At 47.5% G+C, this 15,257-nt stretch carries 14 protein-coding genes and 1 pseudogene; 7 read left to right on the top strand and 8 right to left on the bottom strand.

Annotated features, from left to right (window positions below; genetic code table 11):
- From yicI to V8Q34_RS23470, 3 genes are all read right to left on the bottom strand, one after another.
- Nucleotides 1-2,367 carry an alpha-xylosidase gene (gene yicI, locus V8Q34_RS23460; RefSeq protein WP_227210200.1) on the bottom strand — a complete coding sequence of 789 codons (2,367 nt, stop codon included), beginning with the start codon at nucleotides 2,365-2,367 and terminating at the stop codon, nucleotides 1-3.
- Between the two features lie 113 nt (nucleotides 2,368-2,480).
- The gene (locus tag V8Q34_RS23465) at nucleotides 2,481-2,873 is read right to left on the bottom strand and encodes a hypothetical protein (protein ID WP_227210199.1); all 393 of its coding nucleotides are present in this window, start codon (nucleotides 2,871-2,873) and stop codon (nucleotides 2,481-2,483) included.
- Between the two features lie 380 nt (nucleotides 2,874-3,253).
- Nucleotides 3,254-4,096, bottom strand: a complete 843-nt coding sequence (locus V8Q34_RS23470; protein WP_033144069.1) for a tyrosine-type recombinase/integrase — start codon at nucleotides 4,094-4,096, stop codon at nucleotides 3,254-3,256.
- 91 nt (nucleotides 4,097-4,187) lie between these two features.
- Here V8Q34_RS23470 and V8Q34_RS23475 point away from each other — a divergent pair.
- Nucleotides 4,188-5,033: pseudogene (locus V8Q34_RS23475) on the top strand (nucleoside recognition domain-containing protein); the annotation flags it as partial.
- A gap of 32 nt (nucleotides 5,034-5,065) precedes the next feature.
- Here V8Q34_RS23475 and V8Q34_RS23480 read toward each other — a convergent pair.
- The gene (locus V8Q34_RS23480; protein WP_227210197.1) at nucleotides 5,066-5,935 is read right to left on the bottom strand and encodes a LysR family transcriptional regulator; all 870 of its coding nucleotides are present in this window, start codon (nucleotides 5,933-5,935) and stop codon (nucleotides 5,066-5,068) included.
- 104 nt (nucleotides 5,936-6,039) lie between these two features.
- Between V8Q34_RS23480 and V8Q34_RS23485 the strand changes: the two genes are divergently transcribed.
- The 5 genes from V8Q34_RS23485 (at nucleotide 6,040) to V8Q34_RS23505 (ending at nucleotide 9,997) form a co-directional block, all read left to right on the top strand.
- Nucleotides 6,040-6,672: a PhzF family phenazine biosynthesis protein gene (locus V8Q34_RS23485; RefSeq protein WP_227210196.1), complete on the top strand. Its 633-nt coding sequence runs from the start codon at nucleotides 6,040-6,042 to the stop codon at nucleotides 6,670-6,672.
- Nucleotides 6,669-7,556: a DMT family transporter gene (locus V8Q34_RS23490; RefSeq protein ID WP_227210195.1), complete on the top strand. Its 888-nt coding sequence runs from the start codon at nucleotides 6,669-6,671 to the stop codon at nucleotides 7,554-7,556. Before V8Q34_RS23485 ends, V8Q34_RS23490 begins: the two co-directional genes overlap by 4 nt.
- A gap of 78 nt (nucleotides 7,557-7,634) precedes the next feature.
- Complete coding sequence (locus tag V8Q34_RS23495; protein WP_033144066.1) at nucleotides 7,635-8,213, top strand: TetR/AcrR family transcriptional regulator; 579 nt, start codon at nucleotides 7,635-7,637, stop codon at nucleotides 8,211-8,213.
- 69 nt (nucleotides 8,214-8,282) lie between these two features.
- Complete coding sequence (locus V8Q34_RS23500) at nucleotides 8,283-9,095, top strand: SDR family NAD(P)-dependent oxidoreductase (RefSeq protein ID WP_033144065.1); 813 nt, start codon at nucleotides 8,283-8,285, stop codon at nucleotides 9,093-9,095.
- Between the two features lie 248 nt (nucleotides 9,096-9,343).
- Nucleotides 9,344-9,997: an acetyltransferase gene (locus tag V8Q34_RS23505; protein WP_033144064.1), complete on the top strand. Its 654-nt coding sequence runs from the start codon at nucleotides 9,344-9,346 to the stop codon at nucleotides 9,995-9,997.
- Between the two features lie 64 nt (nucleotides 9,998-10,061).
- On the opposite strand, the gene V8Q34_RS23510 is transcribed toward V8Q34_RS23505, so the two are convergent.
- Nucleotides 10,062-11,456, bottom strand: coding sequence for an alanine/glycine:cation symporter family protein (locus tag V8Q34_RS23510; protein ID WP_054350979.1), 1,395 nt, complete (start codon nucleotides 11,454-11,456; stop codon nucleotides 10,062-10,064).
- Between the two features lie 258 nt (nucleotides 11,457-11,714).
- Entirely contained in the window at nucleotides 11,715-12,827 is a 1,113-nt protein-coding gene (gene ald / locus V8Q34_RS23515; RefSeq protein WP_033143791.1) for an alanine dehydrogenase, read from the bottom strand.
- A gap of 435 nt (nucleotides 12,828-13,262) precedes the next feature.
- On the opposite strand from ald, the gene V8Q34_RS23520 reads away from it, so the two are divergent.
- Nucleotides 13,263-14,120, top strand: coding sequence for a MurR/RpiR family transcriptional regulator (locus V8Q34_RS23520; RefSeq protein ID WP_033143790.1), 858 nt, complete (start codon nucleotides 13,263-13,265; stop codon nucleotides 14,118-14,120).
- 162 nt (nucleotides 14,121-14,282) lie between these two features.
- Here the strand turns inward: V8Q34_RS23520 and V8Q34_RS23525 are convergent, their stop codons facing one another.
- Both V8Q34_RS23525 and V8Q34_RS23530 read right to left on the bottom strand, forming a co-directional pair.
- The gene (locus tag V8Q34_RS23525; protein WP_054350978.1) at nucleotides 14,283-14,675 is read right to left on the bottom strand and encodes a prenylated flavin chaperone LpdD; all 393 of its coding nucleotides are present in this window, start codon (nucleotides 14,673-14,675) and stop codon (nucleotides 14,283-14,285) included.
- Complete coding sequence (locus V8Q34_RS23530; RefSeq protein ID WP_033143788.1) at nucleotides 14,672-15,238, bottom strand: UbiX family flavin prenyltransferase; 567 nt, start codon at nucleotides 15,236-15,238, stop codon at nucleotides 14,672-14,674. The genes V8Q34_RS23525 and V8Q34_RS23530 overlap by 4 nt, the downstream gene beginning before the upstream one ends.
- Nucleotides 15,239-15,257 lie beyond the last annotated feature (19 nt).

The following is a 15,257-nucleotide window of genomic DNA, read 5'->3' on the forward strand; positions in this document are numbered from 1 at the left end:
TTATGATTGCAATGCAAATTCCAGGATACCTTCCCGCATCTCGAAGCGGATACCATTTTCACATTTCTCTCTCCGTACTTCCCCGTCACATCTGATGTCATTGACATGCATGAGCTGTACAAAGACATGTCCTGCCTGCCCCTGCAGCTCCAATGTTATATTTTCTCCCATGCGTTTCACATTCAGCTTAAGGACCGGCTCCCCTGAGGTATTATAGACCCTGCAGTCCTTTTCAAACGCTTCGGGTATTTCATACAATTGAAACGTCACCCCATCCGCGTAATCATAGACCGGAGTATCCTCCTCTGCGCCCACCGGGAGAATGGTTCCCGGACGGACAAACAGCGGCATATGGAAATAATCATAATTCCGTCTGTACCACTTGCCGCCCTCCAGGATTTCGCCGTCCAGATAATTGGTCCAGCACCCATTTCCCGGCAGGAAAAACTCCGCCTGGCCCTCTTCATTGAAAATAGGGGCAGCCAAAAGGTCACTTCCAAGCATATACTGGCGCTCCAGATGCAGAGAAGTGGGACACTGGGGAAACTCCAGCATCATGGCCCTCATCAGGGGAACTCCCTCCTCCAATACCTGCACACTTCCGCTGTACAGATAAGGCATCAGCCTGCATTTCAGGTTCGTAAACGCCTTCAGTACCCTGCAGGACTCCTCGTCAAAATACCAGGGTGCCCGGTAGCTCTGCTCCCCGTGAAGCCTGCTGTGCGTGGACAGCAGGCCGAACTGCACCCATCGTTTATACAGGTCCGGTGTCGCTGTCCTGCAGAATCCGCTGATATCGTGGGCCCAATACCCGTACCCTGACTGGCAGAGTGACAGACCGCCCCTCAGACTTTCCGCCATGGAAATATAGGAAGCTTCATTATCCCCGCCCCAGTTAAAGGGGAATTTCTGGGTTCCGGCCGTAGCAGATCTGGAAAATACGCATCCCTCCCCCTTCTTCTCCTGAATCAGCTCATAAACCGCCTGATTATAGAGATAGGGATAATAATTATGCATTTTCGCAGGATCTGAACCGTCAAAATAGACCACATTCGTTGGAATCCTCTCTCCGAAATCCGTCTTCAGTGCATCCACTCCCATATCCAGCAGAGCACCCAGTTTGCTTTGATACCAGCGTACCGCTTCAGGATTTGTAAAATCCACAATTGCGATCCCTGACATCCAGTTATCGGACTGCCACACATCCCCGTCCTTTGTCTTCAAAAAGTATCCATTGTCTTTGCCCTCCCGGAACAGATAAGACTCCTGGCTTATGTATGGGTTGATCCACACACAGACCTTCACACCTCTTTCATGGATAGCATCCAGCAGCTTTTTGGCATCCCCGAACCGCTTTGACCAGACAAAATCACAGCATTTAAAATCATCCATCCAGCGCGCGTCGAAATGAAACACGGACAGGGGGATGTCATATTCTTTCATCTTGTCAATGGTATCCAGTGTGATCTGCGCGTCTGAATCCGGCATCCAGCTTGTGGAGAGCCACAGGCCGTAGGTCCAGGCAGGTGGAACCGGTGTCCTTCCGGTGAGGGCCGTGTAATTTGACAGAACCTCTTTCGGTTCGCTGCCCCCGATCACCATATACTCCAGTTCCTCCTCCTGCACTGCGATCTCCACGTGGCGCACACTCACATTGGCCACCTCAAAGCCCACTCTGGCAGGGGTATTTACAAATACACCGTAGCTTTTGCTGGACAGATAAAAGGGAATATTCTTATAAGCCTGATTTCCGTTGGAACCTCCGTCACGGTTCCAGCAGTCAACAGACTGCCCGTTCCTGATACAGGAAGTAAAGCGCTCTCCCAGACCGTAGATATATTCTCCCACATCCAGACTCAGCATTTCCCGAATATAGTTTTCGTTTTGGCTGCTTCTGCCGTTTCTTCCATTATAGTCACACAGCTTATCTGCCTCATATTCCGCGTCTGTGACATAAGCCGTTCCCTTTTCCCCGCATCTTGTAAGGAAATGTCCGTCGAAATAAAAAGCGATTCCAAAATCTCCAGTTTTCCTTACCACTGCTTTCATCCTGCCGTTTGTTACAGTGATTTCCTGCTCCATCTCGCATACTTCCATATCCCGATAGGAAACATCCAGGTCAAAGTATGGCCCGCACTCCTTTTTGCCTGTAAAATGATAGACCTTGACGGCCAGTATGTCCGCCTTCGGGGCAGTGATGGTAAAATGAAGGACCGGTCCGGCTATCGTATCCCTGAGTGACCGTATCTCCGTACAGGGCACCATGAAATGTACCTGATTCTTCTCTGCCCTCCACTCCCACAGGGAATGAGCCCTGTGAAGCTTATATCCGTTTCTCGACTCCCATAATCCGTCTGTAAACCGCATTGTCAATCTCCTTTCAAACTATGCATAGCTATTGCCTATTCCGCTTCTGCTGATATTTCCATTGTAAGCTATCCTGTTTGATTTTCCATTACAAGTTTGCGATACTACCATGACTAATTCGTCTTTTCAGGATTCTTGGCTGTCTCCCGGATTCCCTCCTCCATCATGCACAGAGCTTCCAGCGCACTTCTAAAATACCTCCTCCTTCCGTCCGCGCCCCTGAGCTGCCCCTGCCAGCTGTTATGCTGTGTGCAGAATATCTGCAGAAGATAAAAGCACGCCGCCTTTTTCCCAAATCCGGAATCCTGCAGGGAATGAAACTCCGGCAGTTCGGCAGTTCCTGCCCGGCTGTTTTCCAGATAGGATAAAACTGTGTTTATTTTCAGCAGCATGTCCCCAAAATCATGAAACCTGAGTATTTCACTATAATTGGGGTTCATGATCCATCCTTTCGGCGTATTCTCTCTGATGGTCTCCACATGAATAAAAAAATCTCCGCCTTTCATTTCTCAATCCTCCTATGTACTGTCGGTTATCCTATGTGATCTGTTCATTTATGGGTTGAGTACATAATGGTGATTATGCCGTAAAATTACAGTTCAAAGCATTCTATATCATATACCCAAAAACTGTAATGTTCTTTCTATCATTGAGAAATGCAGCCATATTGTTTTAGAAACACATGAAAAGCAGACCGGTGTGCGGAAAATAACGGCTCCGGTCTTTTTTCCATGTTCTCTTATACATCAGGCGTCTAAAACCGGCAGAAAATAAGCCGGCGGATCAAATATTTGTTTTTCTTAACCAGGTATGTTAGAATATCACTATGTAACTTTCATTGAGGATTCCAGGTGCATGATGGCATAATCACCATTATGCAGTCAATTCATGTAGTGATAACAAGCTTCATCATTTCAAGCTGTCTTAAATGTTCTCTTCCGCTTTCCATTGTATAGATACGTGTCGTGGAAATATTTGCGTGCCCTAATAAATCCGCCAGTTTTACCAAATCCTTCTCCAGCATATAATAAGCCTTTGCAAACAGATGGCGCAGATTATGGGGAAACACCTTTTTCGGCTCCACCCCGGCACTTTGGCACAGAGATTTCATATCTCTCCATATATTGTTCCTGTCCAGAGGTCTGCCGCTTTTTGTGCGGAAAACGGGACCGCTCTCAATACCGGTCTCTTTGCAGTAACTCCGAAGCGCGCGGCATAAATCCCGGTGCAGAAAAACGGTACGGCTTTTTCCTTTACACGCTACGAATGCCTGTCCCGTACTCAGGGCTTCTTTCGTAATATACTGAAGCTCCGATACACGAATCCCCGTCGCACAGATAGACTGCAGCAAAAGGGAGAGCCTTCTGTTTCCCTTCTGATCTGCTGCTTTTACAAGACGCACATACTCCTCACGGGTCAGTTCTTTTTCCGGTCTGGAAAAGATCTCCCTCTGTACTTTCAGCGGCTTTACCTTCATCTGCGGCATACCTGCAAATTCCAGATAGCTGTTCACAGCGGCCAGCATAGAATTAATACTGACAGGCGCATGAGTTTCTCTCAGCTTTTCCTTCCATCTCAGAACTGCTTCTTTATCCATTTTCTTCCCATCCAGAAACGTAAAAAAGGCGCGCAGATCACGGATGTATTTCTCAACAGTCTTCTGGCTGCGTTCCTGATACAGCAAATGTTCTTCATATTCTCCCAGAATTTTCTGTGTATTTCTTTTCATTTTCCTGCTTCCTTTCTCTGTTTTTACTTATTCTACCGCATACAGAAAAAAGTTATGCTCCGCAGATATCAAAAAATCCTGATCTTGACCAACCATGTGCATGGGCTTTGGATGCAACGCAGCGGGTGTCACCGGATGCCGTATCATAGACTCCCCCAGGGAGCGCCTGATCGCCATACTGACCAACAGCCTGGTTCCCTGCAACGGAAGATTTCCCACTATTTTAGCTGTTCTCACCATGTTCTTTGCCGCCGGCACCGGGCTTTTTACTTCCCTGTCCCTTGCGCTTTTACTGGCGGCCACCATACTGCTGGGTATTTTCATGACGTTTTTCTCATCCTGGCTTTTGTCTAAGACAGTACTGAAGGGGGTTCCCTCCTCTTTTACGCTGGAACTTCCGCCTTACCGGCGGCCCCAGTTCTTCCGTGTGCTGGTGCGCTCTGTTATGGACCGCACCCTTCACGTACTCTGGCGGGCACTGATCGCGGCGGCCCCTGCAGGGCTCATTATCTGGATACTGGCAAATGTAACTGTGGGGGATACTTCCCTGCTGCTGCATTTTGCCGGATTCCTGGAACCTGTGGGACGGCTTATGGGACTGGACGGTATCATTCTGCTGGCTTTCATCCTTGGACTGCCGGCCAATGAGATCGTGGTACCCATCATGATCATGGCTTACACGGCACAGGGGACACTGACCGATTCCGGCAGTCTTGCAACCCTGCACACTTTGCTTGTACAAAACGGCTGGACCTGTTTTACTGCTGTTTCCATGCTTTTGTTCACACTCATGCACTGGCCCTGCGCCACCACACTTCTCACCATCAAAAAGGAAACACACAGTTTGAAATGGACGTTTTTGGCATTTCTCATTCCCACGGTTTTAGGCTTCGTCTTTTGCTTTTTATTTAATTGTATGGTGCAACTGTTCATATGAACAGCCGTCCCCGCTGCCAAAACGAACACGCCCTAAGGCAGGATATCCACGTTTTCCAGTAAGAACTTAATGAACACCTTGCTTGCAATGGGAATCGTGTTTTTATCCTGTGTGATAATCCCGATTTTTCTCTTCACAACCGGCTGTATGGGCCGCACTGCCACCTGGTGGCTGGATTTGCACAGGATCAGCTCCGGTATGATGCTGACCCCCAGGCCCTCCTCAATCATGGATAAAATGGAGTAGTCATCATGGACACGGAGTTTTATGTCCGGTTCTATCTGTTCGGCATGAAACGCAGTCAGAGTCTCGCTGAAAGCCCCTTCTTCCAGAAGAAGAAACGGTTCCTTTGCCAGATCCTGCATGGTGACATACTCCTGTTCACAGAGGGGATGGCCGGTGGGGAGCACAGCCATCAGTTTGTCCTCCTTTATGAGCCTGGTCCTGATCCCCTTGACCGCGTCCGGGTTCACAAATCCGAAATCCACCTCCCCAATCCGCACCCACTCCGGTATCGTAGTATAGTCCCCCTGATGAAGTACGAATTGTACATTGGGGTACTGTATCTGAAACTTTTTGATCAGCTTTGGCAGCCAGTGTGCTGATACACTGGAAAAAGTGCCGATCTTGATCACCCCGGATTCCAGCCCCCGGATCTCCTTCACCATCTCCAGCATGGACTGGTACTGTGCCACGGTCCTCTGGATAAACGGATACAATTTCTCCCCCTCCAGCGTCAGATGAACGCCATAGCGGGAACGATACAAAAGTTTGATGGACAGCTCCTTTTCCAGGGATGAGATCATCTGGCTCATGGCAGGCTGTGTGTATCCCAGCAGGTTGGCCGCCTTTGTAAAACTTCCAAGTTCAACTATTTTTTGTAGTGCAATATAACGCTGCATTTTCAAATAACCTTTCTGCATATTTATATAATATCTATTTATTTTCCTTATTTTAAAAACCAGTATATACTAATATAAAACCAAAGACAAGGAGATGGAAGAAAATGAAATGTTACATTGCAGACGCTTTTACTGATACTGTATTCAAAGGAAACCCTGCCGCTGTCTGTCTTCCGGAACAGTGGATACCGGATGAGCTGATGCAGAATATTGCCAGGGAAAACAATCTGTCTGAAACGGCATTTACGGTCACAAAAGGGGATGCGTATGAACTGCGCTGGTTTACACCCGGCGGGGAAATTGATTTATGCGGGCATGCCACTCTCGCTGCTGCCTATGTGCTGATGCGTTTTGTCATAAAGGACAGGACCAGGATATCCTTTCTGACCAAAAGCGGAGAACTTACCGTCAGAAAAAAGGACGGACGATATGAACTGGACATGCCGTCCTATCCCCTGCACCGAATACCGGTCACAGAGGAGATGGCAGCGGCCGTGGGATTTATGCCGGCCGAAGCATGGCTCGGACGTGATCTGGTCTGCGGCTCCGGTCACTGCCATGTCATCCCTATGTGGGCAGAAAAGCTGAAAAGGCAGGATTTCCGCGCCCTGCAGGCTTCTGAAAGAAGCGGTATTTTATACTGCCGTCTTTCCGGGGACAGGGTTTTCATTGCTGGAGAAGCCGCCCTATACTCCGTCGCTGAATTGTATGTGCAGGAAAGGCGGGATGACTTATGAACAGCAAAAAGGCTGAAATACTGATGGTCAGCGTCTCTTTCGTCTGGGGGTCCTCTTATCTGCTGATGAAAATAGGGCTTGGAAGCATTGCCCCTTTTAACCTGATCGCACTGCGTTTCGGAATCGCGTTTCTTTTTATGACACTGGTTTTTTCCAAAAAGTACCGCTCAGCCAAGCCTTCCGATATAGGAAAAGGGATTCTGATGGGAATTCTTTTGTTTCTCACATTTTCCGGGATGGTTTATGGTGTCAGCCGTACCACTGCATCCACCGCAGGGTTTTTAGCCAGCACTACCGTTATTTTTATTCCCATTCTGGAGAGTATCATATGGAGAAAACTCCCCCGCAGGCTGGTACTGTCCAGTATTCTTCTTGCCGGAGCCGGCCTGTATCTTCTGACCGCCAAAAATGGGCTTTCCCTGAATGGCGGGGCCATCTACAGCCTGGCAGGTGCGTTTTTTTATGCTGTTTATATCCTTCTGCTTGAAAAAACCTCTAAAACTGCAGACACCTTCCTTCTCAGCACCATCCAGTTTGGTGTTATTGCCGCGTGTGCCTCCGTCTGTATGATGTTGTTTGAAACGCCGTCCCTCCCGGCTTCCCCCGCACAGTGGGCAGCCATACTCTGTCTTGGACTGATGTGCAGTGCTTATGGTTTTCTCGCGCAGTCTGTGGCCCAGAAATATACCACGGCTGAGAGAATCGGACTGATTTTTTCCCTGGAGCCAGTATTTTCCGCGGTTCTTTCCTTTCTTATTCTACATGAGATATTGGACTGGACAGATTATCTGGGCGCAGGTCTGATACTTTCCGGTGTGATCCTGTCAAAATTTATGCCTGCTGCCGAAACGGTTAATGCAGAAATTCCGGCGGAATCCCTTTAATCCGGTATTATTGACTATTGTTCATTGACATTTGTTCACTCATCGTGCTATACTGTTTTCAGAAAGTGAGATGATCATATGGCAAAAGATAAGATCAGGGTTTCCAAACCCCCGGAAGAGCGCAGGCAGGAAATCATGGACACTGCCATGCGTGTATTTGCGGAAAAGGGATATGAGCAGACCACCATGCGGGATATCGCATCAGCGGTGGGTGTTGTTCCCGGTCTCTGCTACCGCTATTTTGAATCCAAACAGGTATTATTTGAACAGGCAGTCAGACAGTACGTCTCTGATTACTGCGCTCCCATTGTACGTGCCCTGAAAGAACACAGCGGAGATATGTCCTCCGCTTTTGACCGGGCCGCCGCTCTTTTTTTGACTTCCGGCAGCAGAGAAAAATACGATGCCTTTTTCCACAAGGAGGAAAACCGGACCTTCCACACACTGCTCAGTTACTCTATCTGTGACTATATGCTGCCCTTTGCCGCAGAGTTTTTTGACAGCCTGAACGCAAACGGAACAATCTCCATCTCCGACACAAAATCTTTCTCCCAGTTTATCCTATACGGACAGATTCCGATCATAAACGACGAAAGCCTTACCCCGGAAGAAAAAGCGGCAAGAATCAAAGAATACATGAGCAAACTGACAAAGTGATAAGTCCCTCTTAAGAGGGATTTTATTACAGGATTTGAGTGAACTTTGTTCACTGAAAGGATGGTTAATATGAAAAATACAGCGCTTATCACAGGTGCCACAAGCGGACTGGGACTCAGCTATGCAAAATACTTTGCCTCCGCCGGATATGATCTGATCCTCACCGGCCGCCGCAGGGAAATCATACAAAAAAACGCGGAAATACTGCAAAAGCGGTACCACATAAAAGCTGAGGTGCTGATCGTGGAATTGTCAGACCCAAACGGCATCAGCCATTTGCTCTCCTGTATCAGAGACAGGGATATCCATGTTCTTGTAAACAATGCCGGTTTCGGTTTAAAACCGTTCTTTGCCGATACACCCCGGGAGGATATCGAAAAAATGCTGTACCTGCAGATTTGGTGTGTCACACAACTGACACACTGCGTCCTGAAAGGTATGCTGCAGCGCCATGACGGTATTATCATCAATATTTCCTCCGACGGCGCTTTTGCCGTGATGCCTCACAATGTACTCTACTCCTCCACAAAGCTGTACATTTTGAATTTCACAGAAGGGCTGCACACAGAGTTGGTTGGAACAGGGGTTCATGTGCAGGCTGTCTGCCCCGGCTTTATTGACTCTCATTTTCACGAGAACGCGGGGATGCATATGGATAAGAACAAAAAGGGATTGTTTGGTTTCCGCCAGCCGGATGATATTGTGGCGGATGCCATGAAGGATTTCAGAAAGGGAAAGGTGGTATCCGTTCCGGATGCCGGGGCAAAGCTTATAAGGTTTATGGGAAGATTCATGCCGCGGAAAGCATTCTATAAAATGTCTGCCTCCTTCTCCGCCGGCGTCATAAAGAAAAAAGCAAATACCTCAGCCAGCCATAAGTAGCGGCATACTCTGCTTTTCTTCCGCGCTTCTGATGCCTCCCTTTGTTATATTTTTATCACAATTCCATATGATTGTCTGACTATTCTTCCACTTGCTTCCCTGTTGTTTTAAGTGTATCATATAAATAAGAATTATTCTTGAACAGAACAGGCTGCTTACCGTACTGCCCGCGAGTCATCCGCAGACAGACTGTAAACGTTTTCTGGTACAGGCATAAGATAGAAATGAGGGAATGAGGAGGTAGGGAGATGGAAACATCTGGATTTACAAAAAATACGAAGCGCCTTTTAATATGGGGAGCCGGAGATCAGGGGACGGTAGCCCTGGACTGTGCTCTGGCAATGAAGAGATACAGCAGGATTGACTTTCTCGATATCAAAGAGAAAGGACACCGCCAGATTCCCGGTCACACAATTTATGAGGAGGCAAAGGAAAAGGTCAGCGAACTGATACATGGTTATGACGAGGTCATTGTGGCAAGCGGCAGCAATTACCTGCGGGAAAAGAAAATTGCACAGGTGCTGGCTGCAGGGGTTCCCCTTGCAACCCTGATACACCCCACGGCTGTCATCAGCCCCCTTGCCCATGTGGCCAATGGCTGCACCATACTGGCAGGTGCCGTCGTCAATATCAATGCCTATGTGGGAATCGGCTGCATTGTAAACACCCACGCAGTGATCGAACACGACTGTCTGGCTGAAGACTATGTCAATATCTGCCCTCAGGTCTCCATGGGAGGCCACGCGAGAATAGGCAGACGTTCCTTCATCGGTATCGGAAGCACCATTCTGGATCACATAACCGTTGGCAGGGAATCCATTGTGGGGGCCGGTGCTGTGGTGATCCGCGACGTGCCGGACGGAACCACCGTTGTAGGGGTTCCTGCCAAAAGAAAACATTAACCGTTCCGCCGGCTTAACGGCAAAATTATACCGCACCCAAATACGCAGGTGCGGTATAATCCGATTATGTGGGGGCAATCCCACGTTCCTTCTCTTTATCTTTCTCTTTTTCTTTCTGGAAAAAAGCTTTCGTCTCCGCGATCACCACAGAACTCAGTCCCAGTAGTCCGATGAGATTCGGAAATGCCATGCAGGCATTGGTAATATCCGCCAGAAGCCAGATAGGTTTCAGGGATAAAAACGGAGCCACTGCTATGCAGGCAATATAAACCATCTTATAAGGCAGTATGTATTTTACGCTGTTGAACAGATATACCAGACAGCGCTCCCCATAATAACACCAGCCGATAATGGTGGTAAAGGAGAAGAAAATAAGGCCGATGGTCACCATGTACATGCCGATATCCCCGGGAAGGCTGGCATTGAAGGCCGCATTTGAAAGCAGACCGCCGTCCAGCTCTGTGGTTTCCAGAAGGCCTGAGGTGATCACCACAATACCTGTCATGGTACAGATGATGATCGTGGTGAAAAATACGCTTGTCATGGAAATAAGCCCCTGGCGCACACAGGATTTTGTCTTTGCCGCAGCCACAACGATGGGTGAACTTCCAAGGCCTGCTTCATTTGTGTAAATACCCCTGGCAAATCCCGTGCGCATGGCAGTCATCACAGAGATCATAATGGTTCCGCCGGCGCCGCCCAGCATGGCATGAGGCGTAAATGCCGATTCAAAGATAAGGGCAAATGCTTTCGGAATGGCTGATGCATTGACAAAAAGCACTGCAAAGGAACCGATCACATAAGCTGCCGCCATGACCGGGACAACCAGTTCCGCCACCTTGGAGATGGATTTCAGTCCTCCCAGGACAACTGCTGCCACCGCTATGGTAACCACAATGCCAATGATGGCCACAGGAAGATGGAACGCCTCACTTGCTGACTCTGTGATCGCGTTTACCTGCGGAAAAGTCCCGCAGCCCAGCAGTGCTGTGATGATACCGAAAAAGGCAAAGAGCTTTGCAAGCCAGATCCACTTTTTTCCCATGCCGTTCTGGATATAGTACATGGGACCTCCGGCGATCTGACCGTTCTCGTCCACCGTGCGGTATTTTACTGCCAGAAGGCCTTCCGCGTATTTTGTAGCCATACCCACAAAGGCAGAAACCCACATCCAGAAAAGTGCGCCCGGACCGCCCACCCGCAGTGCTGTGGCAACACCCACAATACTGCCGGTTCCAATGGTGGCCGCCAGGGCCGTGCAGAGGGATCCAAACGCGGAGACATCTCCTTCGCCCTCCTCTTTTTCAAAAATATACCGCAGTGCTCTCGGAAGATGTACAACCTGCAGACATTTCAGTCTCAGCGTAAAATATAAACCTGTCCCGATCAATAAAACCATAGTAGGCGGTCCCCAAACGACTGCCTGTACTTTTTCTAGCAAATGCAAAATACTATCCATAGATCTACCTCCAATCGAATCCAATGAGAAAAAGAGCGCGGCAAAGGTACGAAACCGACATCTGTCTTTAACCTATTGCCGCGCTGTAAAATACTTTATGTAGTATAAGTGTAACTATTCAGCAGGTCTGCGCATTTACAGCGCTGACCGTAAGAAAAAGTTCAGCAGCCAGGCAAAAATCCCATCGCCAAAGGCGATTTTACATGGATTTTGCTCGTAACTGTGAAGGTACTGAACAGTTACATATAAGTGATAGTATCAGAACAAGGTTGTAACATCTGTATTTTCCATATTGAAACTTAACGATACATTTTTACATGTACTGAATCCATTATACGTATTAATAGCAGAATACACAACATTATTTTCTTTGCATGCTGTCTCAAGACCTTTTCCGGCAATCTCAAGACCATATTTCAGGGTAGCGTTTGTAAGGGCGATGGTGGATGTTCTGGGTACCGCACCCGGCATATTTCCCACACAATAGTGCACAACACCATCTACAACGAAGGTCGGGTCATCGTGATAGGTCACTTTTGTTGTCTCACAGCATCCGCCCTGGTCCACTGCCACATCCACGATCACACTTCCGGGTCTCATATTTTTCAGATACTCTCTCTTCATGATCTTGGGGGCTGCCTTACCCGGAATCAAGACTGAGCCGATGACCAGATCCGCGTTTGCCACTGCATTGGCTATGGCAGCATCTGTGCTGTACAGGGTCTGGATTCTGGAACCGAAGATATCATCCAGATATGCAAGACGGTTCAGACTGATATCCGTGATCGTCACGTTCGCGCCCATTCCCACAGCGATCTTGCAGGCATTGGTACCAACATTGCCGCCTCCCAGAATGACAACATTGGCTTTTGGTGTACCCGGTACACCGGAGAGCAGAACACCGGAACCTCCGAACGGTTTCTCCAGATATTTTGCTCCTTCCTGGATACTGAGGCGTCCTGCGATCTGGCTCATAGGTGCCAGCAGCGGCAGACTGCCGTTTCTCTCGATCAGAGTCTCATAAGCAACGCCCTTTACCTTTGATGCCAGCAGCGCATCTGTAAGAGGACGGTCAGCAGCGAGATGCAGGTATGTGTAAAGAATCAGTCCCTCGTGGAAATACTGGTACTCTTCTTTCAGCGGTTCTTTTACCTTCACCATCATCTCAGATTTGTCCCAGACTTCTTTCGCAGAATCAAGAATTACAGCTCCTGCTTTTACATACTCGTCTGTGGTAAATCCTGAGCCGATGCCTGCGTCTTTTTCAATATAAACTTCATGGCCGGCATTGACATAAGAGACAACATTGTCCGGTGTTAAACCTACACGATATTCATTGTTTTTGATTTCCTTCACGCATCCTACTCTCATAATTATATCCTCCTGATATTTTTGTTCCGCTTAATTTGGAAGCACCCAGGCCGCGGATCCACGTGGGTGGTTTATTTATTTCAAAACCCTCCGGTTATGAAATTCCAATGAGATACACTTATGAAATACTATGATGTAATATATGAAACCAGTCATCGTCCTGCTGATATAGTAATGAATATTATTTTTCATTTTATATTTTAAAAGACTTTTTTTCTTCATTTCTTTGATGGTTTTACTTTATCACACATCAAGCATTTGTGCAATAAGACAGATTTACAGAAAAAGAGACTGGTTTTTTGGTTAAATTGTCCATTCAAAATTTTAAGATATATGTTACAATTTTAACATATACATAGGAAGCTTTAAAATTTCGGAAAAATATGATCATTTGCGAAAAATCCCTGGATAAAGGGATATTATTGGGGGAATTGCATGAATGAAATAAAGGAATTACTCAAAAGTACCAAACTTACCAAGACCGGAAAGGTCATTGCAGAATTTATCATAGACAATGTGGAGGAGGCTTGTTTTATGACCTCCACGGATATCGCCATGAAGTTAAGCGTCAGCGAATCCTCTGTGATCCGCTTCTCCAGAGCACTGGGATTTACCGGCTTCATGGACTTTCAGCGGAATCTGCGGAACAGCTATAAAGACAATGTCTACAGCATGTCCAGCAATATTACCGTTCCGTACGAACGTCTGAAAATGAGTATGGAGCGGGGCGAAGCCAACTTTATGGAAGAATTTCTGGTGAACACAGAGGCTAATATTTCCTCTGTTCTGAAAAATAACTCCAGGGAAACCTTTGACAAGGCCGCTGACCTGATCATCAAAAGCCGGAAAAAATTTGTCATAGCTTCCAGGGCCAACTCCGGTGTGGGCGCCTATACTTATTTCCTGTTAAAACATATGCTGCCGGATGTGTACCCTACCAATGATTCCAATGCCAATGTCATTGACCATTTAAGTGATATCGGAAAGGAAGACTGTGTGATCGTCTACAGCTTTCCCAGATATTCCAAGCTGGATAAGATGGCAGTACAGATGGCCGAGGACGCAGGCGCCGGTATCGTAGTCATCACAGACAAGCGGAGCGCGCTGCTGGCCCAATACGCAGATATTGTCTTCACCGTCGGCTTAAACAGCAGTACCTTCTTCAATTCATACGTGGGCGTGGAATTTCTTATGGAAACGCTTTGTGCTGATATCAACAAAAAGATCGGTTACTCCAATGAGGAGAAGCTGAAGAATATTGATAAATATATAAACGAACTTCAGGTGTATTGAGATGTGGGGGTCCGGCCTTCCGGACTCCCCAATGGCGAATACAGAAAAATTGTATGGCATACAATAAAACACCCCTCCCCGGATGGCAGTTTCTGGATCATCTGTCATCCGGGGAGGAGTGTATCCTGTATTATTTATTCTTTGGTATTTTTGCAGTTATCATCACACGCTGATATCCATAACGGCCCTGACCAGTTCGCGGCATGCGTCTTCACTGTTTTTCATTAATAGATCCAGTTCATCTTCTGATGCATTGTCCACGTGTATGCCGGCTGCCACAGACACCCTGCATTTCAGGGTTGTTGCCAGATATTTTGCAGACTGCCTGGCCGCCTCATCATCTTTATGCTCATACGCACAGATAACACTGACCGTAGCTGACCTCTCTCTTCCCTCTTTTATCGGTCTGGCACATCCCAGGGCGATGGCACCCACATGGTATCCTGTTCCTCCGCAGATGGTGACACTGAGATCAGGACCACAGAAAACGGCCAGCAGCTCAATCTGGTATTTGCTGCCGCTTGCCTTTGTTATATGATATTCTTCCAAATTCATTCCTCTGCTCCTGTCCACGGCACAAACTTCTCATGCGTAATCCCAAACTGCATCAGTATTTTGCCAACAATATGGTTTATCTGTTCCTCAATATTCTTTGGCCCGTTATAGAAGGTAAGAACCGGCGGAATGATCACACATCCCAATTCTGCTGCCTCTTTCATATTTCTCAGATGTACTTTTCCAAGCGGCATTTCGCGCGGTACCAATACCACTTTCCTGCCTTCTTTCAGACACACATCCGCAGCTCTCACCAGAAGATTCTCCGCGTATCCCGCCGTAATTCCGGCCAGCGTCTTCATACTGCACGGCATGACGATCATGCCCTCTGTCACATAAGATCCGCTGGAAATCACTGCTGCCAGATTTTCATCCTCATGGACAACATCCGCAAGCAGAACCAGGTCGATCAGAGGGATATCACTCTCCAGTTTCCAGGTCTTCTTTGCACCTTCTGTTAAAATAAGATGCACCTGGCATCCTTCTATATTCTTCAGAGCCTTTACCAGATAATAACTCATCTCTACTCCGGAAGCACCGGTCACTCCTACGATTATCCTCATGTTTTTACCACCTTTTATG

The organism is Blautia sp. JLR.GB0024 (assembly GCF_037000545.1).
Classification (GTDB): domain Bacteria; phylum Bacillota; class Clostridia; order Lachnospirales; family Lachnospiraceae; genus Blautia; species Blautia celeris.

Coding starts and splice junctions, on each gene's coding strand:
- yicI (WP_227210200.1), bottom strand. CDS start 2,367: ATGCGGTTTACAGACGGATTATGGGAGTCGAGAAACGGATATAAGCTT.
- V8Q34_RS23465 (WP_227210199.1), bottom strand. CDS start 2,873: ATGAAAGGCGGAGATTTTTTTATTCATGTGGAGACCATCAGAGAGAAT.
- V8Q34_RS23470 (WP_033144069.1), bottom strand. CDS start 4,096: ATGAAAAGAAATACACAGAAAATTCTGGGAGAATATGAAGAACATTTG.
- V8Q34_RS23480 (WP_227210197.1), bottom strand. CDS start 5,935: ATGCAGCGTTATATTGCACTACAAAAAATAGTTGAACTTGGAAGTTTT.
- V8Q34_RS23485 (WP_227210196.1), top strand. CDS start 6,040: ATGAAATGTTACATTGCAGACGCTTTTACTGATACTGTATTCAAAGGA.
- V8Q34_RS23490 (WP_227210195.1), top strand. CDS start 6,669: ATGAACAGCAAAAAGGCTGAAATACTGATGGTCAGCGTCTCTTTCGTC.
- V8Q34_RS23495 (WP_033144066.1), top strand. CDS start 7,635: ATGGCAAAAGATAAGATCAGGGTTTCCAAACCCCCGGAAGAGCGCAGG.
- V8Q34_RS23500 (WP_033144065.1), top strand. CDS start 8,283: ATGAAAAATACAGCGCTTATCACAGGTGCCACAAGCGGACTGGGACTC.
- V8Q34_RS23505 (WP_033144064.1), top strand. CDS start 9,344: ATGGAAACATCTGGATTTACAAAAAATACGAAGCGCCTTTTAATATGG.
- V8Q34_RS23510 (WP_054350979.1), bottom strand. CDS start 11,456: ATGGATAGTATTTTGCATTTGCTAGAAAAAGTACAGGCAGTCGTTTGG.
- ald (WP_033143791.1), bottom strand. CDS start 12,827: ATGAGAGTAGGATGCGTGAAGGAAATCAAAAACAATGAATATCGTGTA.
- V8Q34_RS23520 (WP_033143790.1), top strand. CDS start 13,263: ATGAATGAAATAAAGGAATTACTCAAAAGTACCAAACTTACCAAGACC.
- V8Q34_RS23525 (WP_054350978.1), bottom strand. CDS start 14,675: ATGAATTTGGAAGAATATCATATAACAAAGGCAAGCGGCAGCAAATAC.
- V8Q34_RS23530 (WP_033143788.1), bottom strand. CDS start 15,238: ATGAGGATAATCGTAGGAGTGACCGGTGCTTCCGGAGTAGAGATGAGT.